Consider the following 21,485-nt stretch of genomic DNA (forward strand, 5'->3'; position numbering starts at 1 on the left):
CCTCGTTCTTTATTGGTGTCTAGCCTGCGCTCTTGGAGGCGCGTGCGGCCAGGAACTCGCGGTACCACAGCGCGCTGTCCTTCAGGGTGCGCTGCTGGGTGGCGTAGTCGACATGGACGATGCCGAAACGCTTGCTGTAGCCGGAGTTCCATTCAAAATTATCCAGCAAACTCCACAGGAAGTAGCCTTTCACATCCACGCCCTGGGCGATCGCCTCGTGCAGCGCGTCCAGGTGGCTGCGCACGAAGGCGATCCGTTCCTGGTCGTGCACGTGGCCGTCCACCACCACGTCGGCATGCGCCATGCCGTTCTCGGTGATGTAGATCGGCGGCAGGTCGTATTCCTGCTTGAGCTTGAGCAGCAGTTCCGGCAGGCCCTGCGGGTGGATCTCCCAGCCCATGTCGGTGAAACCGAGCTTGCCCGGCATCGGCCGCGGCGGCGTCTCGGCGCTGCACCAGGCGCGGAAGTAGTAGTTACAGCCCAAAAAATCGATCGGCTGGCGGATGATGTCGAAGTCGCCCTCCTGCACCTGGGGCGCGTTGGCGCCGTGGGCGCGCAGTGCCAGCTCCGGGTAGTGGCCCTTGAAGATCGGGTCCATGAACCACTGGGTCGAGCGCGCGTACTCGAACGCGGCCAGGTCGCGGTCGGCCTGGGAATCGGTGGCCGGGTCGGCGGTCCACTGGTTCAGGACGATGCCCAGTTGCGCCGGGGTGTTCAGCGCACGCATGGCGCGCATCGCCAGGCCGTGCGACAGCAGCAGGTGGTGCGACACCTGGATCGACTGCTTCAGGTCGGCCACGCCGGGCGCGAACTGGGCGTTGCCGTAGCCGAGGTTGGCCGTGCACCAGGGCTCGTTGTGGGTGGCGATGGCCTCGATGCGGCGGCCGAAGCGGCGCGTGACTTCATGCGCGTAGTCGGCGAAGCGGTGTGCGGTGTCGCGGTTGAGCCAACCGCCATCGTCCTGCAGGCCCTGCGGCAGGTCCCAGTGGTAGAGCGTCAGGTGGGCGCGGATATCCTTTTCGGCCAGGGAGTCGAGCAGGCGGTCGTAGAAGTCGAAGCCCTGTTCGTTCCAGGCGCCCTTGCCGTCCGGCTGGACGCGCGACCAGGCCATCGAGAAGCGGTAGGCGTCGACCCCGAGCCCGGCCAGCAGGCCCACGTCTTCGCGGTAGCGGTGGTAGTGGTCGCAGGCCACGGTGCCGTCGCTGGCGTCCTTGATGTTGGCGCGGTCGGCGCAGAAGGTGTCCCAGATCGATGGGCCCTTGCCGTCGGCGCTGGACGCGCCCTCGATCTGGAAGGCGCTGGTGGCGACGCCCCAGGTGAAGCCGGCGGGGAAGGCGTCGGCGGTGTCGAATTCGGAATCGAAGGAGGTGCGCTTGGTCATGAGGCAGGTTCGTGATTGCAGGTGAAAAGCGGCGCGCCCGCCGCGGGTGCGGGCGCGCCGTGCGGCGGCGTCAGAAATCGATGCCGGTATTGATGCCGATGGTGCGCGGCGGCTTGTACTGCGCCAGCCACGGGCCGAAGCCGTTGAAGGCGCTGGTCTTGACCTTCTTGTCGCCCACGTTGCGCACGAAGGCGTCGACCCACCAGCCCTTGTTCTGGTAGCGCAGGCCCAGGTCGGCGCTGGCCCAGGATTCCTGGCGGTCTTCTGGACCCAGGTTGAACACGCTCAGCTCCGCATCGGTCTCGTAGTGGGCCGTCACGCGCGGCACCAGGGTCGCGCCGTTGTTCAGGCGGAAGGTGTGCTGGTACATCAGGGTGGCGGAGAAGCGTGGCGCGTGCGGCAGGGTGTTGCCGGTGACGTCCAGGCAGCGCTCGAATTCCGGCTTGGCCACGCAGGGGCTCGGCAGGGTGTAGTCGTTGGAGCCGGCCACCAGCGCGCCCAGCTTGGTCTTGAGCAGGGCCACGCTGAGCGACAGGCGGTCGTCCGGCGACAGGCGCGCGGCGATCTCGGACTCCAGGCCATAGACTTCGGCGCCTTCGGCGTTCTCGATCGACAGGCCGCGGCCGCCGTCCGAGAAGTTGACGGGCGAATTGAACTGGAAGTCCTTGAAGTCCATGTAGAACAGGGCGTTATTGACCTTGACCGCGCCGTTCATGAAGGCGCTCTTCGAGCCGACTTCGTAGTTGGTGAGGGTCTCGGGCTGGTAGGTCAGGCCGCGGTCCTGGGTGCCGCCGGATTTGTAGCCGGTCGAGACGCTGGCGTAGACCATGTTGTCCTTGTTTAGGTCGTAGTTGACGCGTCCCAGCCAGGTGACCTTGCTGCCGCTGAAGGTGCCGTCGTTGCCCGGCACGTCTGCCTGCAGGCCGGCATGGGTGCGCGGGTCGATCGACGGGTTCAGCGGGATGCCCGGTGCGTTCAGGTTGCCGCGCCAGGTATAGGCGCGCCCGCCGACGTTCTCGCGCTTGTCGTGGGTGTAGCGCACGCCGCCGGTCAGGTGCAGCTGGCTGTTTACGTTCCAGGTGGCCTGGCCGAAGGCGGCGCTGGAGTCGACCGTCTCGCGCGGCTGGATGAAGGAACCCTGCCACGCCACCTTGCCGCTGTCCTTGGTGCCTTCCATGATCGGGATGTCGAAGCGGATGCTGTTCTTCTCGCCGCCGTAGTACAGGCCCACCTGCCAGTCGACGGTGCGGGTACCGGTCGACTGCAGCTCCACCTCGTGGCTCTGGCTGCGGTAGTCGGAATCGGTGGTGGTGTGCTCCTGCCACTTGGCGCCCGAGATGATCGAGGTCGGCACCGTGGCGCCGCCATCCTGGTCGAAGCGCATCGTGCCCTTGTACTTGGAGAAGCCGGCGATGTAGTGCAGGGCCAGGTCGGGGCTGATGTCCCAGCTCAGGCGGCTGCGCACGTTGTGGCTGTCGCGTTCGATCCAGGGCGCGCTGTCGCTCAGGGTCGACCAGTGCTGCTGGCCGGCGCGCGGGGTTTGCATCAGGTTGGCGCTCGGGGTGCCGCGGTCCGAGAACTTCTCGTAGGCGACGTTCCACTGCAGGGACGGCAGGATGTGCCACAGCAGGCTCACGCGCGCGGCGCTCTGGTCCTGGGCGTTGTACTTGCGGTCGCCCACGGCGAAGTCGTTCGGGTTGATCGGGCGGAAGGCGGCCGCGGCGCCGCCGGCGGCCAGGTAGGCGGCGCGCTGCTGCTCGACCGGCACGCCCGGGAACTTCTGGTAGTCGACGTAACCGTCGTGCTGCTCGTGGACGATGGCGAAACGCAGGGCCGCGGTGTCGGACAGCGGCACATTGACCGCGCCGCGCATGCCGTAGCGGTGGTAGTCGCCGATGCCGCCTTCCACGTAGCCGGCGCGGCTGTTCAGTTCCGGCTTGGCGGTCTGGATGTTGACCGCGCCGACCGTGGAGTTGCGGCCCCACAGGGTGCCCTGCGGGCCGCGCAGCACCTCGATGCCCTCGACGTCGAACATCAGCGCGGTGGCGCCTTCGGCGCGCGGCGAATACACGTTGTCGACGAAGGAGGCCACTTCCGGGTCGGCGTACTGGGTCTTGGCGCTGTCGTTGCCGATGCCGCGCAGGGTCATGGTGGTGACGCCGTGGTCGCCCTGCGACGTGGCCTGGAAGCCGGGCACCAGCTGCACCACGTCGAGCATGGTCTGCACGTGGTTGTCGGCCAGGGTGGCGGCGCTCAGGGCGGTGATGGCGATCGGGGTCTTTTGCAGCGAGGTGGAGCGCTTGGTGGCGGTGACGATGACTTCGGCCATGCCGTTGGCCTCGGTAGCGGCCGGCACGGGTGCGGGCGTGGAGGCCGTCTGGGCGGCGGCATTGCCGATGCCGGCCACGAGGATCAGGACGGCGAGCGGGATCGGGGCGAAGGGCGAGCGCAGGGCGCGCCGGGGCTGCGGTGCTGGGTGGTTCATGTTGTCTCCAGTATTCGGATTATTGGTATTCGATGGTCTTGTGCCGGCGTTTCAAGAAAACGGTTTCATAAATCTTGAAAACGATTTCATACTAATTTCGCTTGGGAGAAGAAGTCAAACGAAATTTTGAAAAAGTTAACGAACGCTTGTTCTGGAACAGCAGGGGGCAAAGCTATGAAAGATTTTCATGGCGTGGTAAGCTCGGCAAAAGACCACTGCGAATGCCTTCATGAAAAACGACGAGAGCAGCACCTCGACCCTGCACCACGTGGCCCAGGCCGCCGGCGTGTCGCCCGCCACCGTATCGCGCTTCCTGAACGGCACCGCCAAGGTGTCGGACGACAAGCGCCGGACCATCGAGCGCGTCATCGAAGAGCTCAACTACAAGCCGAACCGCCTGGCCCAGAGCCTCAAGATGGGCAGCACCCGCACCATTGGCGTGCTGACCCAGTCGCTTGAGAGCGGCTACTTCAACCGCGCCATGGTGGGCATCGAGGATGCCGTCAAGGATTCCGGCTACGCCTTGCTCATCATGAGCGGCCACTGGCATGCCGACGAAGAAGCCGAACGGGTCGAGCTGCTCATCGCGCGCCGCGTCGATGGCGTGGCGATCCTTACCGGGAACATGAGCGACGCGCAGATCCTGGGCTTTTCGAAGCGGGTGCCGATCGTCGCCTTCGGGCGCCAGGTGGCGGGCGAGCGGGTGCTCAGCTTCGGGCTGGACAACTACCGTGGCGCCTGCGAAGCGGTGGAATTCCTGGTCGAGCAGGGCCATCGCCGCATTGCCATGATCACCGGCCCGGCCGACCACGAGGATGCGCGCGCGCGGCTGGCAGGCTACCGCGACACGCTGGCGCGCCACAAGATCGAGGTGGATGGGGCGCTGATCGTTCCGGGCGACTTCCAGGAATCCGGCGGCCTGCTGGCGGTGAACCAGCTGCTCGCCTCCAACCAGCGCTTCACCGCGATCTTCGCCGGCAACGACCTGACCGCCTACGGCGCCCGCCTGGCGCTGTACCGGCGCAGCATCCGGGTGCCGGACGACATCTCGATCGTCGGCTTCGATGACCTGCACAGTTCCATGTACACGACGCCGCCGCTGACCACCGTGCGCCAGCCGCTGTACGAAGTGGGCACCAACATCGGCCGCATGATGCTGGGCATGCTGGGGCATGAACACCCGGAGACGGAGGTGCCGGCCGTGGGCCTGGTGGTGCGCGAGTCGGTGCGCCGGATCTGAGGGGGTTGCTGGCCGCACGGGACCGGCAATGTACGCTTTAAAATATCGCTTGCAATTAAATAGCGCGCTATGTATTATCGCTTCCAAGGTCGCAGCACAGCACCGAACAGCAGGAATCAAATAGCGCGCGATTTAATCGCTTAACTACACGGGCCCGTCCCGTCACCACCAAGGAGCATCACCATGGCACTCGATAAAGTTCTCTACCGTGCAAGCGCCACCGCAACCGGCGGCCGCGACGGCCGCGCCGTCTCATCGGACAGCGCACTCGACGTCAAGCTGTCGACCCCGAAGGAACTCGGCGGCGCAGGCGGCGACGGTACCAACCCGGAGCAGCTGTTCGCTGCCGGCTATTCGGCCTGCTTCCTGGGCGCGATGAAATTCGTCGCCGCACGCGACAAGCTGGCGATCTCGCCGGACGTGTCGGTGCAGGGCAGCGTCGGCATCGGTCCGATCCCGGCCGGTTTCGGCATCGAAGTGCTGCTGCAGGTGAGCCTGCCGGGCGTGCCGGAAGAACAGGCGCGCACCCTGGTCGAGCGTGCCCACCTGGTGTGTCCGTATTCGAATGCAACGCGCGGCAATATCGAAGTGACCTTGCAGCTGGTGTGATGTAAGGTGCGCCGCAATGCGCAATGCGCAATGCGCAATGCGCAGGGCCGGGGCTGCTTCACACCGGCAGCTCCGGTTCGCGCCGCTTGGTGACGAGGAAGGGCGGCATCGCCAGCGCATGCAGCGGCAGCTTGCGGAAGGCGGCCACCGCGTCGAAGGGCGTCTCGACCATGGGTTCGTCCTTGCCATTGAACGAGGTATTGAGCAGCACCGGCAGCCCGGTGCGCACTTCGAAGCCGGCCAGCAGGGCGCGCAGCAGCGGGTCGTCGGCCGGGCCCACGGTTTGCAGGCGCGCGCTGCCGTCCACATGGGTGATGGCGGGCAGCATCGGCGCGACTTCGGGCCGCACCGGCGCGGCGAACTGCATGAAAGGGGCGTTGCCGGCGACATCGAAGTACACGGGCGCGCGCTCCTGCGGCGCCACCGGCGCCAGCGGGCGGAACCACTCATGTCCCTTCACGCGCGCATTGATCCAGTCGCGGATGCGGTCGCGGCGCGGGTCGGCCAGGATGCTGCGGTGGCCCAGCGCGCGCGGGCCGAATTCGCTGCCTCCCTGGTACAGGCCCAACACCCGTCCCGAGCACAGCAGGTCGAGCATGCGCGCGCACAGCGCGTCGCGCCCGCGCGGGCGTTCGATGATGAAGTCGCCCGCGCCGTCGAGCGCCGCTTCGATGTCGGCCAGCTGCGGCGGCGGGCCGAGGTAGTCGCCGCTCCAGCGAAAGCCGCAGCGCTGCTTTCCCAGCTCGGTGAGCCCGTAAAGGGCGCAGCCCAGCGCGGCGCCGGCCTTGCCCGGCGCCGGCGGCAGGAACACGCGCCGGAACGGGGTCTCGCGCAGCAGCCGCTGGTTGGCGGTGCAGTTGAAGGCGGCGCCGGCAAGGCACAGGTGCTCGGCCCGGGTTTGCCGGTACAGCCAGTGCGCCAGCGCGAGCAGCGCGTCTTCGAAGGCGCGCTGGCCGGCCGCGGCCAGGTTGGCGCAGTCGGTGAAGCGCGCTTCCGCGCTGCCGAAGCGGAAGCGGCTGCGCTCGCGCAGCAGCGAGCGCCAGGCGGCCGGGACGCCCACCGCCGGGCCATCGACGTCGAGCGCCCCCAGGCCAAGCGCGGCCGGGTCGCCATACACGGCCAGGCCCATCACCTTGCCTTCGTTGCCTTCGCCGGGGAAGATCGCCTGCGTCAGCAAGGTATAGAACATGCCGAGCCCGACGAGTCGGCCGTCGTCCCGGTCCCACACCTGCTTGCCGATGCAGTGCACGCGCTCGCGGCTGGCGGTGTAGAAGGAAGACACTTCGCGCCAGTGGCCGGGCGTGCTGGCGGCGCCGCTCCAGTGGTCGGTGAAGCCGGCCACATGGCTGCCCTGGCCGTCGATGACCATCACGGCCGCCTCGTCGAACGGCGAGGGGTGGAACACGCTGTACACGTGGGCCAGGTGGTGCGAGAGGCGCGCGTGCCGGCTGCCCGGGGCCAGCGCCAGGGTGGAGGCGAGGTCGCCGCCATAGAGCGGCAGGCGCCCGGAGGTTTCGTCTGGCGGGAAGCATTCGACCACGATGTCGATCGGCCGGTCGAGCCCGGGCAGGCGCGGCAGGTAGTGCTCGCGCAGGTCGCCGGGGGTGCCCCGTTGGTGCTTTTGGCGGGTAAGGCGTTCTTTCTGGATCGCCCAGGCCAGGTGCGAGCCGTGCATCAGGCAGATGCTGGCGTCCTCGGTCCGGTTAATGCCAAGCACAACGGGGGTGTCATCCATGTTTCCTCCAGGTTGGGAACAAAGCCGCGTTCAGCTCATCTTTGAGCCTGTTGAGCAGGGTTTAGTTCAGCGCAACGCTGAAGGAAGGCGGTATCCGGGCAGGGGACAGGGCGGCGTCCGGAAAGGCGGTATCATCGACGCATCTATCCGATCCCTGCCATGGCCATGCTCCAGACACCCGCCTCGTTTACCCCGCTGTTCGCACCCCGCCCCGACCCTGCGCCGCTGAGCTTCCTGTTCCATGGCGGACGCCTGCTGGTGCGCGAAGACGGCCTGGCGCTGCCCGATGCCGCGCTGCTCGATCGCCTGGAGGTGGACCGCGCGCGCCTGCAGCCGCTCGGCCTGTACGGCGAGCGCTATTGCGAGACCGGCTGGTTCGACAGCGAGCCCGTGCTGCCGCCCGGTTACGCGCTGCGCGGCCTGCGCTCGCTGTTCGGCGAGATGGACGAAGAGGTAGTGGGACTGGCGGCGCGCGCCGCGCAGGTGGCCGAATGGGCGCGCACCCACCGCTTCTGCGGCGCCTGCGGCAGCGGCACCGTGCTGGCGACCGGCGAGCGCTGCTTCAAGTGCCCGCAGTGCGGCCACATGGCTTATCCGCGCATCTCGCCGGCGATGATGGTCCTGATCAAAAAGGGCGACAGCGTGCTGCTGGCCATGCACCTGGCCTCGCCCACCAAGCGCTTCGTGCCGCTGGCCGGCTTCCTGGAGGCGGGCGAATCGGTGGAAGAAGCGGTCCACCGCGAGGTGTTCGAAGAAGTGGGCCTGCGGGTGCAGAACCTGCGCTATTTCGCCAGCCAGTCCTGGCCCTTCCCGCATTCGCTGATGCTGGCCTTCACCGCCGACTACCTCGATGGGGAGATCCGGGTGGACGCGTCGGAGATCGCGGAAGCGCGCTGGTTCGGGCCCCATGACGAATGGCCCGAACCGGTGCCGCACATTTCGGTGTCGAGCGTGCTGGTGGACGCGCACCGCCCAACGGGACGCTAAGCCAGCAGCTCATGACTGCGCCAGGGTGCCGTCCGGCGCCGTGCGCTTCTCCTGCGGCTTGGCGCCGGTGCTGCGCAGCTGGACCGCGCGCTGCAGCAGGTCGAACCAGAACGGCGCGCCGAACAGGGTGGTGCCGGCCGTGATGAACCAGCCGGCTACCTGCAGCGCGAACGCGGTATCGAACACCGGCGGGAAAGTCGTCCAGCCGATCGGCAGCTCCCACAGCTGGCGCAGGGTCTCGGCATCGAGCATCCCCGGCGCGCCCTTGATCTGCGCGGCCAGCGCCGGGTTCTGCCACAGGGTCTGGAACAGGTGGATGCTGTCGACGTTGAGCATGATCGTCAGCAGCATCGCCAGCAGGAAGGAAATAAGCAGCTGGCGCCGCTTGTAGACACCGGACAGGCGCTCCATCGCGCTGTTGAACCAGCCGGCGATGCCGTCCTGGAAGCGCTGCAGGTCGCCGCCGGACTGGCGGTACAGGGCCAGCAGCACGCGCCGCACCTGCTCGTCCGGCAGCGCTTCGATCGCCGCTTGCAGCGGGATGGCCGGGCTGGTGCGCAGCGAATCGAGCAGGGCGATCGCGAAGTGGGCCGGTTCGATGTAGGATGGCCGCACGGCCAGCGGCGTGCGTCCTTTGGTGCTGCCGTGGGGGTTGACCAGCGGATGGTCGTACAGGCTCTGCGCCAGCGCCTCGCAGCGCGGGTCGTCCAGCATGCGCTTGATGGCGGCGAGCAGCATATTGGCGCGCAGGCTGAACGCTGCCGCCAGCGCCTCCTGCAGGGTACTGACAACCAGCGCCATCGTGCCATAGCAAAACGTCAGGCCGATGGCGACTTCGAGGACCGTGCTTCCGAACATGGCGATCTCCCAAGGCAGGAATGACGTTCCACGCTACGCCTTGCGTGGTACAGGGACATTAATTTTGCTCAAGAAAATGGGAGGGCCGGGTGGGCCGCACCCGTTTTCTATATACTTGCGGCAATCGATTTTTTAAGGTTCACCATGTCTGACAAAGAAGCTTTCACCGAACACGACTGGCGTCGCCTGCTCACCAGCCTGGGCGAAAATCCCGACCGTCCCGGCCTGCACGAGACGCCGGCGCGCGTGGCGAAGGCCTGGAAACACTGGACTTCCGGCTACGACCAGGACCCGGTCGAAGTGCTCAAGGCCTTCGAGGACGGCGCCGAGGAATACAACGAGCTGATCGTCGTGCGCGGCATCCCGGTGTACAGCCACTGCGAACACCACCTGGCGCCCTTTTTCGGCAAGGCCACGGTCGGCTACCTGCCCAACGGGAAAATCGTCGGCCTGTCGAAGCTGACCCGCCTGGTCGACATCTTCTCCAAGCGCCTGCAGGTGCAGGAACGCATGACGATCCAGATCGCGAACGCGCTGATGGAAGTACTGGAGCCGAAGGCGGTGGGTGTGGTGGTGAAGTGCCGCCACATGTGCATGGAAAGCCGCGGTATCCGGGCGATCGGGGAAGAGACGGTGACCTCGGCGATGCTGGGCGAGCTGCAGCCGAACCTGGCGCTGCGGACGGAGTTTTTGGCGCTGACGCGGGATTGAGATAAGGCTGGCACGCTGGCAGGCCAGTTGGCTGAATCTACCTTTAGCCCTGAGACCGTCGTACCGGCGAAGGCCGGTACCCAATTTTTACGAGCAGCCAATAACATCAAGCGTAGCAACTACGCACACAAAAATTAGGCTCCGGCCTTCGCCGGAGGTCGTAGCCGCCAGTGGCGGGTGCGACGGTTTTGCGGTTAGCGGTGAAATCGAGCGTAAGCAGCATGCGGACCGCACACTGCCCGTGATTTGATTCCTCGCACTTCCCCCCACGCCCCCGCCCGCCTTGGAACCTGTTCCATATCGCCGCCCTCCAAGTTATTTTCGGAGGGCTCGCCATGGAACGCCCCGCCTATCCCAGCGACATCTCTCGCGAAGACTTCGAGCCCGTGCGCGGCATGCTGGAAGCGGCGCGGCGCAAGACGCGGCCGCGCAAGCACGACCTCTACGACGTGTTCTGCGCCGTCCTCTTCTTTCTCAATACCGGCGCCACCTGGCGCAGCATGCCGCCCGGCTTCCCACCCTGGCGCACGGTGCATGAATATTTCACCCAATGGACCATGCTGCGCGACGGCGACCGTACCCTGCTCGAAGGCGTGCTGGAGCGATCCGGCCGCGCGCCCGAGCTGGCCCAGCTGCGCAAGCTGCTCAATCGCCGTTGAGCTGGGGCAGTAATCGTGCAAAGTGTCAGTTGATTGTCACAATCTGTTGCATTTCTCGAAATGTGCGCCCGACGGCATCGGCTAAGCTGGGAAAAAATTATCATTTTCTTATCATCCGGCAGCCACCATGTTCGAGCATTTCAACCTCCTCCTCTTTTCGGCCCTGAACGCGCAGGCCGGCCTGGCCGGCTGGCAATTGATGGGCGCCCTGTTCGCCGCCCAGTGGCTGGTTTTCCTGATGCCGCTGGCGCTCATCGTGCTGTGGACCGGCGGCGCCCGGCCCGAGCGGGAAGTGGCGCTGCGCGCCCTGGTCGCGGCGGTGTGCGCGCTGTCGCTCAACGGGCTGATCGGGCATTTCTGGTACAGCCCGCGGCCCTTCCTCCTCGACGTCGGCCACACCTTCCTGCTGCACGACCCGGACAGCTCCTTCCCGAGTGACCACGCCACCAGCATGTTCTCGGTGGCGCTGGTGCTGGCCTTCAGCCACGTGCGGGCGGCGCGCCGCATCGGGCTGGTGCTGCTGCCGCTGGCGCTGGTGGTGGCCTGGTCGCGGGTGTTCCTGGGTGTGCATTGGCCGAAGGATATGGCGGGTGCGCTCGCGATGTCGGCGGCGATGGCGCTGCTGGCCTATACCCCGGCGGTGCGCGCCGCCTGTGCGGGTGTCATGCCCTGGATGGAAAACCTGTATCGCCGCGTGCTGGCGGTGCCGATCGGGCGCGGCTGGCTGCGTCCCTGAGTTGTCGACCGGGTAGGGCTGCGCGGCCGGCAACGTACCGGTCGCTCCCTGCGTCGGTGCGAGGGGATCCACCGCACGCAGGACGCGTGGACGGATGCCTGCGCCGGCCGCGCGGGCCTACCGTGCCGACTGTTATGGCGCCGTATCGGGCGCCGCGAACACCAGCTTGTCGTGCTCGTCGAGGTGGAACACGCCCAGCGCCTGGCCGGTCACCGCATTGGCCTGCGGCGCTTCCAGCTCGGTACAGCCCTGGGTTTCCACCTGCCACACATCCTCGCCCGAGCGCAGCGTGTATACATTGGGGCCGCTGGCGAACAGCTCGATTTCCAGGCCGCTCAGGGTCACCTCTCCCAGGTCGACCAGGCGCTGGCAGTCCGGCATCCGGGTGGCGGTCAGGAGCAGCTTGGCCTGCTTGCTCCAGAAATAATCCTGCACCACACGCAGGGTGATCGCGTGGTCGTTGGGATCGATCCGGTAGCTGGCAGTGTCGTTGACGCAACCGGCCAGCAGCAGCGGGACGAGCAGGAAGAAAGACTTGCGCATGACGGTTCCGTTGTTCAGTGATGCAGGAGTGCATCGCTGACGCAGTATAGAAGCGCCCGGTTCAGAAGTCGATGCCCAGCGTCAGCGAGCCGATGCTGTGACGCGGCACGTGCACCGGCGCCCGGAACTCGGCCGTGCGGCGAATGGCGCGCAACTGGACGAACCAGGGCCCGTGCAAGCGGCCGCGCGTCTGCGGGAAATCCAGCCGCAGCCCGGCCGTCAGGTCGCCCACCCAGCGCCGCGGTGTCACGCCCGGGTCATCGTCTTTCCACGGCCGGCCTTCGAGGAAAATGTTGTAGCCCATGCCGCGCCCCTCCGCCCCCAGCACCAGCGTGCACTGGAGCCATTGCCACAGGCACGAAGTATCGGCGCCCGCCACGCGGTTGCCGATGCCCGGCGGCGCCGGCGATACCGCCGGCAGGTTCTTGCCGATGGTAAGGGTTACGCCGCCCGCCGCGTAGCTCTGGATGCTGCCCAGGGCCAGGCGCCAATGCCCCGCCGTGTGCAGCCGGACCTTGCCTGCTACTTCGCCCGACAGCGCGCGCCAGGCCGAGCGCCGTTCCACCGAGACCAGCACGGCCAGGGTATTGCCGACCTGGTGGTCCCAGCCCATCGGCTCCGGACGGTCGAACACGAGGTGGAACAGTTTCTGCGCCGGTTCCGCCAGCGACAACCGGCCGGTGAGCCCGGCCTGGGCCGCCAATGTCGTGATCGCGTCGCCGCCCGGCGCCAGGAACAGCCACTGGCGCTCGGCGTAGAGCAGGCCGGCGTAGGGCCGGTCGAAGGGCTGGGGCGCGGCGATGGTGATGTCGGCCGGGGTGGTCATCAGCTGGCCGATACTGTACTGGGTGAACAGGAAGCGCGCATCGTCGCAGCCGAACAGGCGGCAGGCGCGGCCGGTCCAGCGCCGGGTCAGGTCGCCGCGGCTGTCTTCCAGGCTGCGCGAGGAGAACTGGATGCCGTTGGTGTAGTAGCGGTCGGTCTTGAACCAGCTGTCGTTTTCCCAGGTGACGAAGCGGGCTTCCTGCGCCGCACCGGGCAGGGCCAGCAGGGAGAGGAACACCGCGAGAACGCTGCCGAAGGTGCGCATGGGATCGTCCTTTCTTGTTTGAAACATCTCCCAGTTTTGTTCTTGCTGTAAAGATTGCCTTGATCTGGGACAGGGGAGAGCAGTTTCAACGCTGGCTCCGTGGTTTTCCGATTTGCGCGAAGATAGGCCCATGAAACCCCAGCGCATTCACCAGGAAGACATCGAACTGCTCTCGCCCGAGGGCGGCAAGCCGGTCAAGATGTGGACGCAGGGCGTTCCGGTCGAGCAGGAGGCCAGGCAGCAGCTCGAGAAGCTGGCGCAATTGCCCTTCGTGTTCCACCACGTTGCCGTCATGCCCGACGTCCATGTCGGCAAGGGCTCGACCATCGGCAGCGTGATCCCGACCCTGGGCGCGGTGATTCCCGCCGCGGTCGGCGTCGATATCGGCTGCGGCATGATGGCCGCCAAGACCACCTTGCGCGCCAATGACCTGCCGGACAGCCTGGCCAGGGTACGCAGCGCCATCGAACAGGCGGTACCGCATGGCATGACGCCCAAGACCCGCAACCACAAGGGCAGCCGCGACGTCGGCTCCTGGAACAACCCGCCGCCCGCGGTCGACGCCGGCTGGGCCAAGCTGCAGGGCGAGTTCGACGCCATCTGCCGCAAGTATCCCAAGCTGCGCGGCACCAACAACTACAAGCACCTGGGCACGCTCGGCGGCGGCAACCATTTCGTGGAAGTCTGCCTGGATGAGGAAGGCTACGTCTGGGTCATGCTGCATTCAGGCTCGCGCGGCGTCGGCAACGCCATCGGCACCCACTTCATCGAACTGGCGCGCCAGGACATGCGGCGCCACATGGTCAATCTGCCGGACCAGGACCTGGCGTATCTGAAGGAAGGCACGCAGAACTACGACGATTACGTCGAGGCGGTCGGCTGGGCGCAGAAGTTCGCCCGCATCAACCGCGAGGTGATGATGCACCACGTGATCCACGCGCTGCGCGGGGTGATCACCAAGCCCTTCGAGACGCACGTAGAAGCCGTCAATTGCCACCACAACTATGTGCAGAAGGAGACCCACTTCGGCAAGGAGGTGCTGCTGACGCGCAAAGGGGCGGTGTCGGCGCGCGAGGGAGAGCTGGGCATCATTCCGGGGTCGATGGGGGCGAAGAGTTTTATTGTGCGAGGCAAGGGCAATCCGGAAAGCTTCAACAGCTGCAGCCATGGGGCGGGGCGGGTGATGAGCCGGACCGAGGCCAAGCGGCGCTTTACCAGGGCGGATGCGGAGCGGGCCACGGAGGGCGTCGAGTGCAGGAAGGATGAAGGGGTGATCGACGAGATTCCGATGGCGTACAAGGATATCGATGCGGTGATGCATGCGCAGCGGGACCTGGTGGAGGTGGTGCACACCTTGAAGCAGATTGTGTGTGTGAAGGGCTGATCGGAACGAAAATCTAACACTGCTGCTATCCCTCGCACGTCGTTCCGGCGCAGGCCGGAACCCAAGTTTGTTGAGCAGCCGGACCGCACGCAAAATTAGGGACCGGCCTTCGCCGGTGCGACGGTTCTGCGTTTTGTGGACTAACAGCAGACGCTAACTCGGGCGCACGATGTGCATCAGCTCCGCCGGCGTCCCGAACTCGCGATCCGGCCCCGCCCGGCGCAGCGCTTCGATCGGCGCATACCCCCAGCTGACCGCGCCGAACGCCACGCCGGCCTTGCGCGCCGCTTCCGCATCCATGGCCTGGTCGCCCACGTACAGCGTGTGCGCGGCGGGCACGGTGGCGCGCTTGACCACCTTGCGGATGCGCGCCGCCTTGCCGAACACCGACATCCCGCATTCGTAATGCCCGAACAGGCCGCTCAGCACCGGCCCCAGCACCAGCCGCACGTTCTGCTCCGAGTTCGACGACACGATCGCCAGCCGCACGCCTTCGCGGTCGAGCGCGTGCAGCACGTCGCCGACGCCGTCGAACAGCGGGATGCGCGCGGCGTTGTCGCGCATCAGGCCGATGAAGCTGCGCGAAGCCAGCGGCAGCTTCCAGGCCGGCATGCCGACGTGGCGCATGATGGCCTTGGTATCGTGATGGCGCAGGTCCTGGGCTTCGGCCGCGGCGACGCGCCGGAAGCCGTGCTCGTCGGCGATCTGGTTGAACACGCTGACGAAGAAGGGAAAGGAATCAGCCAGCGTCCCGTCGAAGTCGAAGATGGCGAGGCGGTAGGGCATGGGAGGAACCGGTGGCGAAGACAGTGCGCATGATTATAATCGCGCCCCCTCAGATGGTCCCGCCATTGGCGCGCAGCACTTGCCCATTGATCCAGCCGGATTCTTCGCTCACCAGGAAGGACACGATGCGCGCGATGTCGCCCGGCTCGCCGAGGCGCTCGATGGGGGGCATCTTCGCGAAGCCGTCGATCTGTTCCTTGGTCTTCCCCGAAAAAAACAGCTCGGTGGCAACCGGCCCCGGCGCGACCGTGTTGACGCGGATGCGGCGCCCGCGCAGCTCCTTGGCGAACACGCCGCTCATTGCTTCCACCGCGGCCTTGCTGGCGCTGTAGACCGCATAGCCCGGCAGCTTCATCGCCAGCACGGTGATGGAAAAGTTGACGATGCGCCCGCCGTCGTTCAGGCGCGTGGCCGCTTCGCGCAGCGTGTTGAAGGTGCCCTGCACGTTCACGCCCAAGGTCTGCGCGAACAGCTCGTCGCTGGTCTCGGCGAGCGGCATGGTCTTGAGCACGCCGGCGTTGTTGACGAGGACGTCGACCTTGCCCAGCTCGCGCTCGGCGGCGTCGAACATGGCGCGCACCTCGTCGGCCTTCGAGACGTCGGCCTTGACGGCGATGGCCGTGTGGCCGGTGGCGCGCAGCGTGGCGATGACGCGATGAGCCTCGGCTTCGTTGCTGGCGTAGTTGACGACGAGCCGGTAGCCGTCCTCGGCCAGGCGCTGGGCAATGGCGGCGCCGATGCCGCGCGAGGCGCCGGTGACGATGGCGACGGGGCGGGTATCCTGGTTCATGCGAATGCTCCTCTTCAGTGAATAGGTTTCGTAGGGTGGGCGGTTCGCCGCCCGCGCGTTCAGATTGCCTTTGCGTTGATGCAGCGTGCGGATGAACGCTGCGTGAACTCAGGTGTAGTTTGAACGTGCGGCCGGCAAAGCCCGCCACCCTGCGGACTTCATCATGAACCATTATCCGAAAAGCCACCGGGCGCACCTGAGCGGGGCTCAGCAGAGGTTGGCGCCGCCCATGGTGCAGGTGGTGGCTACGCGCCGGCGCTCGACATAGTCGGGCCGGGTCAGGACCGCCGGATCAAAGCTTGGGCAGCTGCCGCCGCTGTTGCAGGCCACGGCTTCGACCCGCACGCTGCGCTTGGCCACCGGGCTGCCGGCGCTGTCCTCGCCTTCGCTGAAGTCGAGGAAGCTGCAGCTGACCGTGACCCGGAATCCGCTCTCGGCCTCGACATCGGTGAGCTGCCTCGGGGCTGCGTTGCAGGCGCCGGTGCGCAGCTGGTAGAAGCCCCATTCGATGCCGGCGCGTGCCGCCAGGCTGGCGCGTGCGCCGAGCACGGCCTGGTTGACGGTGTCCTGCTGGGTGCCCGAGAGCCGCAGCAGCGCCACGCATACGCCGGCCACCACGACCAGCAGGATCACCGCGGCGATGTAGGCAAAGCCGGACTGGCGCATCGCTTTGTTCATGGCACGTTGCTCACATGGGCGCCCAGCGTCAGCGAGACCGTTTCGCCGCCGTCGGTCAGGCGCAGCTGCAGCTGCACGAAGCCGCTCTGCTGCGTGGCGCCCTGGTTGGGAGAATAGATGAACTGGCAGCTGGCGACCCTGGACGCCAATAACGGGGCGCCGGCGGTGGCCGGACAGGTCTGGAGCAGGTCCAGTGTCGTCCTGGTGACCCGGTGCACGCGGCCGGTGCCCGTGCTGCCATCGGGCGTCGTGCCCGCGCCCTCGCACACATAGCTCACCGACGGCTCCGCGCCCGGCGCCACGACGAAGCGGCCGTCCTCGTAGCCGAACGGGATGCGGGTCGGCGTCACGGTGAGGCGATGCGGGCCGCGCCAGGCATCGGTATTGTTCGCTACCTGGCTGATCGTCGACACGTTGGCGCGGCTGTAGACGTCGCCCGGGTTCTGGTTGCCGATCACGACCAGGTCGCCGGGGGCCGGCTGCGTGGTGAAGCGCGTGACGACGTCGAACTCGGTGGCGGCCGCGTCGTGGTCGAGGAAGGCGCCGCCGCCATTGGTCACGTCCGGCCCGGTGCGGAAGCGCCCGCCGTCGATGGTCGGCACCAGTTCCATGCACTGGGCGTTGGCCAGGCGCAGCGAATTGGGCACCGCCGCGCGCACCTCGGTGACGATGCGGCGCAGCGCCGTATCGGCCTGGTCGGTCAGCGCGGCGCGCTTGCCCACCGCGACATAGCCCTCGATGACGGGTTTGAGCTGCATCGCGAAGATGCCGCCGATGGCGCCGATCAGCACGATCACGATCACCAGCTCCACCAGCGAAAAACCGCTCTGCCGCCGCGTCACCATGGCTGGGTCCTCCAGCCCGTGAGCGACAACTGCTGCGGCCCGCTGGTGACGGTGACGATCACGCGCAGTGCATCGGCGGCGGGGGCGCCATCGAGCGCCACGTTGTTGACCTGCACGCTGACGCTGTAGCCGGCCAGGCCCTCGATGGCGACGCCGTCGATGTCCACGATGCCGTTGCTGGTGTAGCCGGCAGTCGTGTCGTCCGTGGTGTCGAAGTCGCGCACGTCGTTGAAGTCCGCGCGGGTGGGGCTGGGGTCGTTATCGACGGCGAAAGGCTTGAGCAGCACTTCTTCCATCATGCTGTCGGCGATCGCCAGCATCTGGCGGGTGACGACGGGGTCGGCGCTGGCGCGGTTGGCCTGCGCGAAAGCCGCCACCAGCCCGCCCAGCGCCGCGGCCAGGATGACGATCGCGATCACCAGCTCCACCAGGGTGACCCCGGCCATGCGCCTACTGTACATAGCCGGTACTCCCTTCGAACACGATCGCGCGGCGCTCAGCGCCGTCGAGCCGGATCGAGACGGCGCCGCTGACGCGCAGGCTGCCGGCGGTGTCGGACGTGATCAGGCCGTTGGGCTGGAAGTACAGCGTGTGCGTGCTGGCGGTGACGCCGCTGGCCGTGGTCTGCCAGCTGTCGGTGTCCAGTGCGATGTCGCACGCGTTCATCCCCGGTTCGCTCGCCATGCGCAAGGTGACGGCCGTGTCGCCCACGTTCGCGCACACCATGCGGCGCCGCGCGACCGCGGTCTTCTGCGCGCTGCGCAGCGCGCTCACGACTTCGTCGCCGAAGGCGGCGGCCTCGATGCTGTTGTCGCCCATGAGCTTGGGCACGCCGATGGCGGCGATCACGCCGATCAGCACCATGACCAGGACCAGTTCCACCATCGTGAAGCCGCGCGCGCGCCTCAATTGAACACCTCGCGCACGTGGATGACGCGGCGGTTTTCCGGCGTGAAGACGCCGAAGGTGGCGCGTCCGGCCGGGTCGCGCGATGTGGTCGCGGCGCAGCCGGTGACGACCGGGCGCAGCCAGGGCAGGGCGGCGCCGGTGCTCGCCACGCCGGTGCCCGTGGTGTCGCCGATGCAGGCGTCGTCCTGCGCCGTGCTGCCGAGGTTGAGCGCGATATCGACTTTGCCCGGGCCGCCCGAGCTCACCTTCAGGTCGACCGCCGTGGCGCCGTTGACGAGCGGACCCTTGAACTTACGATCGGTCTTCATGTCGGCCGGATAGGGCTTGAACGCCCAGGCGACCTCGGGAAGGATGGTGTAGTTGTCGTCGCTGTGCAGCAGCCAGCTCTTGCCGGTCCAGTACTCCGCGGTGACCGGTACCGACAGCGTCGCTTTCAGGACGCCGAAGCGGCCACCTACGCGCAGGCGGCCGGTGCGCACGCTGGTGGTCGCTTCCTTGGCCGCATCCGGGTCGGGCGTGGCGGTGTAGGCCGACGTGACATCGGCAGGCGCCGCCTTGCCATTGGCGGCGCGCAGGCGAATGGCCTGCGGTCCGTTCGGGGCGGCCAGCGCGTAGGCCACCTTGACCTTCGCGCTGCCCGCCATGAACTTGTCTGCGGCGATTTCCACCAGCGCAGGCTGGACGCCGGGTACGGCATTGAAGACCCCGGGCGCAGGCGCAAACGCCGCGCCCGCCGCATTGACCGCCGAGACGAGCAGCTTCTCGCTGTAGCCGGCGCCCGCCTTGTCCTTGACGTCCGCACTGTAGTTCCGGGTGATGTCGCCGCCCTTGTTGCGGGCCGTGACTATCACCTCGAAGGGTTCCTGCGAATACTGGAAGCTGCGCGCCGCCTGCGCCGGCGGGCGGTCGATCTCGACCTTGAAGTACTGCGGGATGAACGGGCCCACGCTGCCCAAGCATCCTTTCGACGGATCGTAGGTCAGGCCCGTGGTCCCCAGCTCGGTGCCCATGAACTTCGCCAGGCTGGCCTTCAGTTCGATCTTGCCCACTTCGGACCAGCGGGCAGTGGCCGCCGCCTCGCCATCGACGAAGCTGGCGGCGGACGCGAAGACGCCGTCCTCGCCACCCTGTGCGCGGCAGGCGACGTCCAGCGCGACGTCGTGGTTGGTCACTCCCGCGGTTTTCATGTCGCCCGTGTCGAAGTTGGGCGTCTTCACGCCCGCGCTGTTCAGCGCCGTGACCGTCACGCCGACATCGGCCCCCGCGCGGTGCGGGCCGGCGGCCGCGGCGAGCTTGAACGACGCAGGCGCCGCAACGAAGGTCCCTTCGCCCTTGGCCGTCATGCCTGGGAAGGGGGTGACGGACGCATTGAGCCGCACTTCGCCGGCGTCGGCATACTTCAGCGCCAGCTCGGCCACGCCCTTGGCCTTGAACTCGGTACTGACCGATTGCGCGGCCGCGGTGGCGGTGGACGCGGCGCAAGACAAGGATTTGTCGCCCAGCGCAAGCGGCAGCGAGCCGGCTTTCGGCCGGCTGTAGTTGCAGCTGTACTGTACGTTATAGGTGAGGTTCTCGAACGCGGCCACGCAGGCGGTCTGCGTGTCGTTGGCCTTGACCGCCCGGATCAGGGCCTTGATATCCGCACCCGCCGCATGGTTGGGCACCTCCACCAGCAGCTTGGCCCCGCCCGCGAAGCTCATCGCGCAGCTGTTGGTATTGCTGCTGCTGCGGTAGCAGGTGGTCGCGTCCTGGGCCGCCAGCGCATCGGACACGCCCAGCGTGACGACGCCCTCGGCGAAGCGGGTCGCGCTGACCTGCACCGAGCCGGCATTGGCCGCGATGGAAAACGGCGTGTCCACTCCGGCTAGCTTGCCCGACACGGCGCCGGCATAGTGCGGCGCGGTGCAGGTGGCGTTGGCGCAGGCGGTAACGGTGATCTTCTCGGGCAGGCAGGTGTCGCCTTCGCCGTCGTGGGTCACCAGGTAGTGGTGCGGCGCCTTGGGCGCGGCGCCTTCGCAGCGCGGTCCGTTGGCGGTGTTGACCGCAAACCCGCTGTTGTTGGTCACGCAGTCGCACTTGTCCTTGGCGGTGCCGTTCTTGCAGTAGATGGTGCCGGTGACCCGTCCCGCCCATTCCAGCGTGGCCCAGTTGACCCGTGCATTGCCGGTAATGATGGAACTCGACGACTGCAGCGTGAGGTTGCCGGTGTCGACGTCGCCTTTGACGGCATTGCCCGAGCCCATGACCATCGAGGTGGTGGCGAGGATGTTGCCGGTGACCTTGCTGCCCGAGGCCAGCATGTCGAACATCGGCGCGGTGATGTCGCCCGTCATGGTGCTGCCGGAGGCCAGCATGAACTTGCTGGTGGCCGTCACCTTGCCCGAGATCGTCACCGGCGACCCGGTGGTGACCACGGTGCCGCTGATGTCGCCCGTGATTTTCGAGCCCGAGCTGATGTCGACCATGCCCTGCGATACCAGGTTGCCGATGATGGTGACGCGATCGGAGCCGAGCCGGATGGCGCCGGCCGTGACGTCGGCCGTCATCGACTGCGCCAGCGCGCCCATCGAGAAGGTGCCGCCGACCTCGATGTCGCCGCCGTTTGTCTTGAGGTTGGCCGGGTTGACCCCGGTGAGGTTCAGGTTGCCCGTCACAATGAGCTTGGCATTATTGCCCATCGTGAGGCCCTGGTTATAGGTCACCGTGACGCTGTTGGTGACCTTCAGGGTGTAGTTGTTGCCGATGACGACAGAGTCGTCCCAGTCCAGGTAGGCAGGGTAGGGACAGGTGTAGACCTTGCCCGACAGGGTGCAGCTGGTGACCGGCGCGCCGTTGAAGGTATACACCGTCGCCTGCGCCATGCTGCTGCCCAGCATACCAGCCAGCACCAGGGCCAGCGCCGGCAGCCAGCGCGGCAATGCGCGGCGGCGCCTCAACGGGGCGCCGGCGAACAGGAGGGCAAATAGGGACGGAAAAGACACGGCTTGGCCTGCGTCAAAGCATAGATACTCCAAAGTGTGCATCAACTAGCCGGTTGCAACAACGAGTTTTTCGTTCGA

Annotated in this window: 19 protein-coding genes and 1 pseudogene; 7 read left to right on the forward strand and 13 right to left on the reverse strand. The window is 67.0% G+C overall.

The genetic code is table 11. The features are described from left to right. Window positions 1-19 precede the first annotated feature (19 nt). Both BM031_RS10195 and BM031_RS10200 read right to left on the reverse strand, forming a co-directional pair. Entirely contained in the window at window positions 20-1,381 is a 1,362-nt protein-coding gene (locus BM031_RS10195) for a GH1 family beta-glucosidase (RefSeq protein ID WP_091874430.1), read from the reverse strand. A 70-nt stretch (window positions 1,382-1,451) separates the two neighbouring features. Further along, on the reverse strand, window positions 1,452-3,866 hold the full coding sequence (locus tag BM031_RS10200) for a TonB-dependent receptor (protein ID WP_091874432.1): 2,415 nt from the start codon (window positions 3,864-3,866) through the stop codon (window positions 1,452-1,454). 229 nt (window positions 3,867-4,095) lie between these two features. Here BM031_RS10200 and BM031_RS10205 point away from each other — a divergent pair, with 229 nt between their 5' ends. Continuing rightward, window positions 4,096-5,106, forward strand: coding sequence for a LacI family DNA-binding transcriptional regulator (locus BM031_RS10205; protein ID WP_091874433.1), 1,011 nt, complete (start codon window positions 4,096-4,098; stop codon window positions 5,104-5,106). A 183-nt stretch (window positions 5,107-5,289) separates the two neighbouring features. Further along, window positions 5,290-5,715: an organic hydroperoxide resistance protein gene (locus BM031_RS10210; protein ID WP_091874435.1), complete on the forward strand. Its 426-nt coding sequence runs from the start codon at window positions 5,290-5,292 to the stop codon at window positions 5,713-5,715. 58 nt (window positions 5,716-5,773) lie between these two features. Here BM031_RS10210 and BM031_RS10215 read toward each other — a convergent pair whose 3' ends face one another. Continuing rightward, window positions 5,774-7,450, reverse strand: coding sequence for a carbamoyltransferase C-terminal domain-containing protein (locus tag BM031_RS10215; RefSeq protein ID WP_091874437.1), 1,677 nt, complete (start codon window positions 7,448-7,450; stop codon window positions 5,774-5,776). 165 nt (window positions 7,451-7,615) lie between these two features. Here BM031_RS10215 and nudC point away from each other — a divergent pair, with 165 nt between their 5' ends. Continuing rightward, the gene (gene nudC / locus BM031_RS10220; protein ID WP_091874529.1) at window positions 7,616-8,437 is read left to right on the forward strand and encodes an NAD(+) diphosphatase; all 822 of its coding nucleotides are present in this window, start codon (window positions 7,616-7,618) and stop codon (window positions 8,435-8,437) included. A gap of 9 nt (window positions 8,438-8,446) precedes the next feature. Here nudC and BM031_RS10225 read toward each other — a convergent pair whose 3' ends face one another. Continuing rightward, window positions 8,447-9,295 (reverse strand): hypothetical protein, encoded by an 849-nt coding sequence (locus BM031_RS10225; protein ID WP_091874440.1) that lies wholly within the window; start codon window positions 9,293-9,295, stop codon window positions 8,447-8,449. Window positions 9,296-9,439: 144 nt separating this feature from the next. On the opposite strand from BM031_RS10225, the gene folE reads away from it, so the two are divergent. The 3 genes and pseudogenes from folE to BM031_RS10240 all read left to right on the forward strand — a co-directional run bounded on the left by folE (window position 9,440) and on the right by BM031_RS10240 (window position 11,401). Then, window positions 9,440-10,006 carry a GTP cyclohydrolase I FolE gene (gene folE, locus BM031_RS10230; RefSeq protein WP_091874442.1) on the forward strand — a complete coding sequence of 189 codons (567 nt, stop codon included), beginning with the start codon at window positions 9,440-9,442 and terminating at the stop codon, window positions 10,004-10,006. 335 nt (window positions 10,007-10,341) lie between these two features. After that, window positions 10,342-10,617, forward strand: a pseudogene (locus tag BM031_RS10235) (transposase); the annotation flags it as partial. Between the two features lie 175 nt (window positions 10,618-10,792). Then, on the forward strand, window positions 10,793-11,401 hold the full coding sequence (locus BM031_RS10240) for a phosphatase PAP2 family protein (protein WP_091874445.1): 609 nt from the start codon (window positions 10,793-10,795) through the stop codon (window positions 11,399-11,401). A 132-nt stretch (window positions 11,402-11,533) separates the two neighbouring features. On the opposite strand, the gene BM031_RS10245 is transcribed toward BM031_RS10240, so the two are convergent. Together BM031_RS10245 and BM031_RS10250 are read right to left on the reverse strand one after the other, a co-directional pair. Beyond that, on the reverse strand, window positions 11,534-11,944 hold the full coding sequence (locus BM031_RS10245; RefSeq protein ID WP_229408755.1) for a hypothetical protein: 411 nt from the start codon (window positions 11,942-11,944) through the stop codon (window positions 11,534-11,536). A 61-nt stretch (window positions 11,945-12,005) separates the two neighbouring features. Further along, entirely contained in the window at window positions 12,006-13,034 is a 1,029-nt protein-coding gene (locus tag BM031_RS10250) for a lipid A deacylase LpxR family protein (protein ID WP_091874447.1), read from the reverse strand. Between the two features lie 130 nt (window positions 13,035-13,164). On the opposite strand from BM031_RS10250, the gene BM031_RS10255 reads away from it, so the two are divergent. Further along, window positions 13,165-14,418 carry an RtcB family protein gene (locus tag BM031_RS10255; RefSeq protein ID WP_091874449.1) on the forward strand — a complete coding sequence of 418 codons (1,254 nt, stop codon included), beginning with the start codon at window positions 13,165-13,167 and terminating at the stop codon, window positions 14,416-14,418. 153 nt (window positions 14,419-14,571) lie between these two features. On the opposite strand, the gene BM031_RS10260 is transcribed toward BM031_RS10255, so the two are convergent. From BM031_RS10260 to BM031_RS10290, 7 genes are all read right to left on the reverse strand, one after another. Continuing rightward, window positions 14,572-15,204: an HAD hydrolase-like protein gene (locus BM031_RS10260; RefSeq protein WP_091874450.1), complete on the reverse strand. Its 633-nt coding sequence runs from the start codon at window positions 15,202-15,204 to the stop codon at window positions 14,572-14,574. 49 nt (window positions 15,205-15,253) lie between these two features. After that, window positions 15,254-15,994, reverse strand: a complete 741-nt coding sequence (locus BM031_RS10265; RefSeq protein WP_091874452.1) for an SDR family oxidoreductase — start codon at window positions 15,992-15,994, stop codon at window positions 15,254-15,256. A 207-nt stretch (window positions 15,995-16,201) separates the two neighbouring features. Then, entirely contained in the window at window positions 16,202-16,672 is a 471-nt protein-coding gene (locus BM031_RS10270; protein WP_143084549.1) for an MSHA biogenesis protein MshP, read from the reverse strand. After that, entirely contained in the window at window positions 16,669-17,517 is an 849-nt protein-coding gene (locus tag BM031_RS10275; protein WP_091874456.1) for a type II secretion system protein, read from the reverse strand. The genes BM031_RS10270 and BM031_RS10275 overlap by 4 nt, the downstream gene beginning before the upstream one ends. Continuing rightward, on the reverse strand, window positions 17,511-17,978 hold the full coding sequence (locus BM031_RS10280) for a type IV pilus modification PilV family protein (RefSeq protein ID WP_143084550.1): 468 nt from the start codon (window positions 17,976-17,978) through the stop codon (window positions 17,511-17,513). The genes BM031_RS10275 and BM031_RS10280 overlap by 7 nt, the downstream gene beginning before the upstream one ends. Beyond that, the gene (locus BM031_RS10285) at window positions 17,968-18,426 is read right to left on the reverse strand and encodes a pilus assembly FimT family protein (protein WP_143084551.1); all 459 of its coding nucleotides are present in this window, start codon (window positions 18,424-18,426) and stop codon (window positions 17,968-17,970) included. The genes BM031_RS10280 and BM031_RS10285 overlap by 11 nt, the downstream gene beginning before the upstream one ends. After that, window positions 18,423-21,407, reverse strand: a complete 2,985-nt coding sequence (locus BM031_RS10290) for a polymer-forming cytoskeletal protein (RefSeq protein ID WP_143084552.1) — start codon at window positions 21,405-21,407, stop codon at window positions 18,423-18,425. The genes BM031_RS10285 and BM031_RS10290 overlap by 4 nt, the downstream gene beginning before the upstream one ends. Window positions 21,408-21,485 lie beyond the last annotated feature (78 nt).

It is taken from the genome of Massilia yuzhufengensis, assembly GCF_900112225.1.
In the GTDB taxonomy this organism is placed as follows: Bacteria; Pseudomonadota; Gammaproteobacteria; order Burkholderiales; family Burkholderiaceae_D; genus Telluria; species Telluria yuzhufengensis.

Bases quoted from the DNA above. Each gene is read 5' to 3' on its own strand.
- BM031_RS10245 (WP_229408755.1), bottom strand. From the start codon at position 11,944: ATGCGCAAGTCTTTCTTCCTGCTCGTCCCGCTGCTGCTGGCCGGTTGC.
- BM031_RS10225 (WP_091874440.1), bottom strand. From the start codon at position 9,295: ATGTTCGGAAGCACGGTCCTCGAAGTCGCCATCGGCCTGACGTTTTGC.
- BM031_RS10250 (WP_091874447.1), bottom strand. From the start codon at position 13,034: ATGCGCACCTTCGGCAGCGTTCTCGCGGTGTTCCTCTCCCTGCTGGCC.
- folE (WP_091874442.1), top strand. From the start codon at position 9,440: ATGTCTGACAAAGAAGCTTTCACCGAACACGACTGGCGTCGCCTGCTC.
- nudC (WP_091874529.1), top strand. From the start codon at position 7,616: ATGCTCCAGACACCCGCCTCGTTTACCCCGCTGTTCGCACCCCGCCCC.
- BM031_RS10255 (WP_091874449.1), top strand. From the start codon at position 13,165: ATGAAACCCCAGCGCATTCACCAGGAAGACATCGAACTGCTCTCGCCC.
- BM031_RS10265 (WP_091874452.1), bottom strand. From the start codon at position 15,994: ATGAACCAGGATACCCGCCCCGTCGCCATCGTCACCGGCGCCTCGCGC.
- BM031_RS10240 (WP_091874445.1), top strand. From the start codon at position 10,793: ATGTTCGAGCATTTCAACCTCCTCCTCTTTTCGGCCCTGAACGCGCAG.
- BM031_RS10215 (WP_091874437.1), bottom strand. From the start codon at position 7,450: ATGGATGACACCCCCGTTGTGCTTGGCATTAACCGGACCGAGGACGCC.
- BM031_RS10200 (WP_091874432.1), bottom strand. From the start codon at position 3,866: ATGAACCACCCAGCACCGCAGCCCCGGCGCGCCCTGCGCTCGCCCTTC.
- BM031_RS10280 (WP_143084550.1), bottom strand. From the start codon at position 17,978: ATGTACAGTAGGCGCATGGCCGGGGTCACCCTGGTGGAGCTGGTGATC.
- BM031_RS10210 (WP_091874435.1), top strand. From the start codon at position 5,290: ATGGCACTCGATAAAGTTCTCTACCGTGCAAGCGCCACCGCAACCGGC.
- BM031_RS10260 (WP_091874450.1), bottom strand. From the start codon at position 15,204: ATGCCCTACCGCCTCGCCATCTTCGACTTCGACGGGACGCTGGCTGAT.
- BM031_RS10195 (WP_091874430.1), bottom strand. From the start codon at position 1,381: ATGACCAAGCGCACCTCCTTCGATTCCGAATTCGACACCGCCGACGCC.
- BM031_RS10270 (WP_143084549.1), bottom strand. From the start codon at position 16,672: ATGAACAAAGCGATGCGCCAGTCCGGCTTTGCCTACATCGCCGCGGTG.
- BM031_RS10275 (WP_091874456.1), bottom strand. From the start codon at position 17,517: ATGGTGACGCGGCGGCAGAGCGGTTTTTCGCTGGTGGAGCTGGTGATC.
- BM031_RS10205 (WP_091874433.1), top strand. From the start codon at position 4,096: ATGAAAAACGACGAGAGCAGCACCTCGACCCTGCACCACGTGGCCCAG.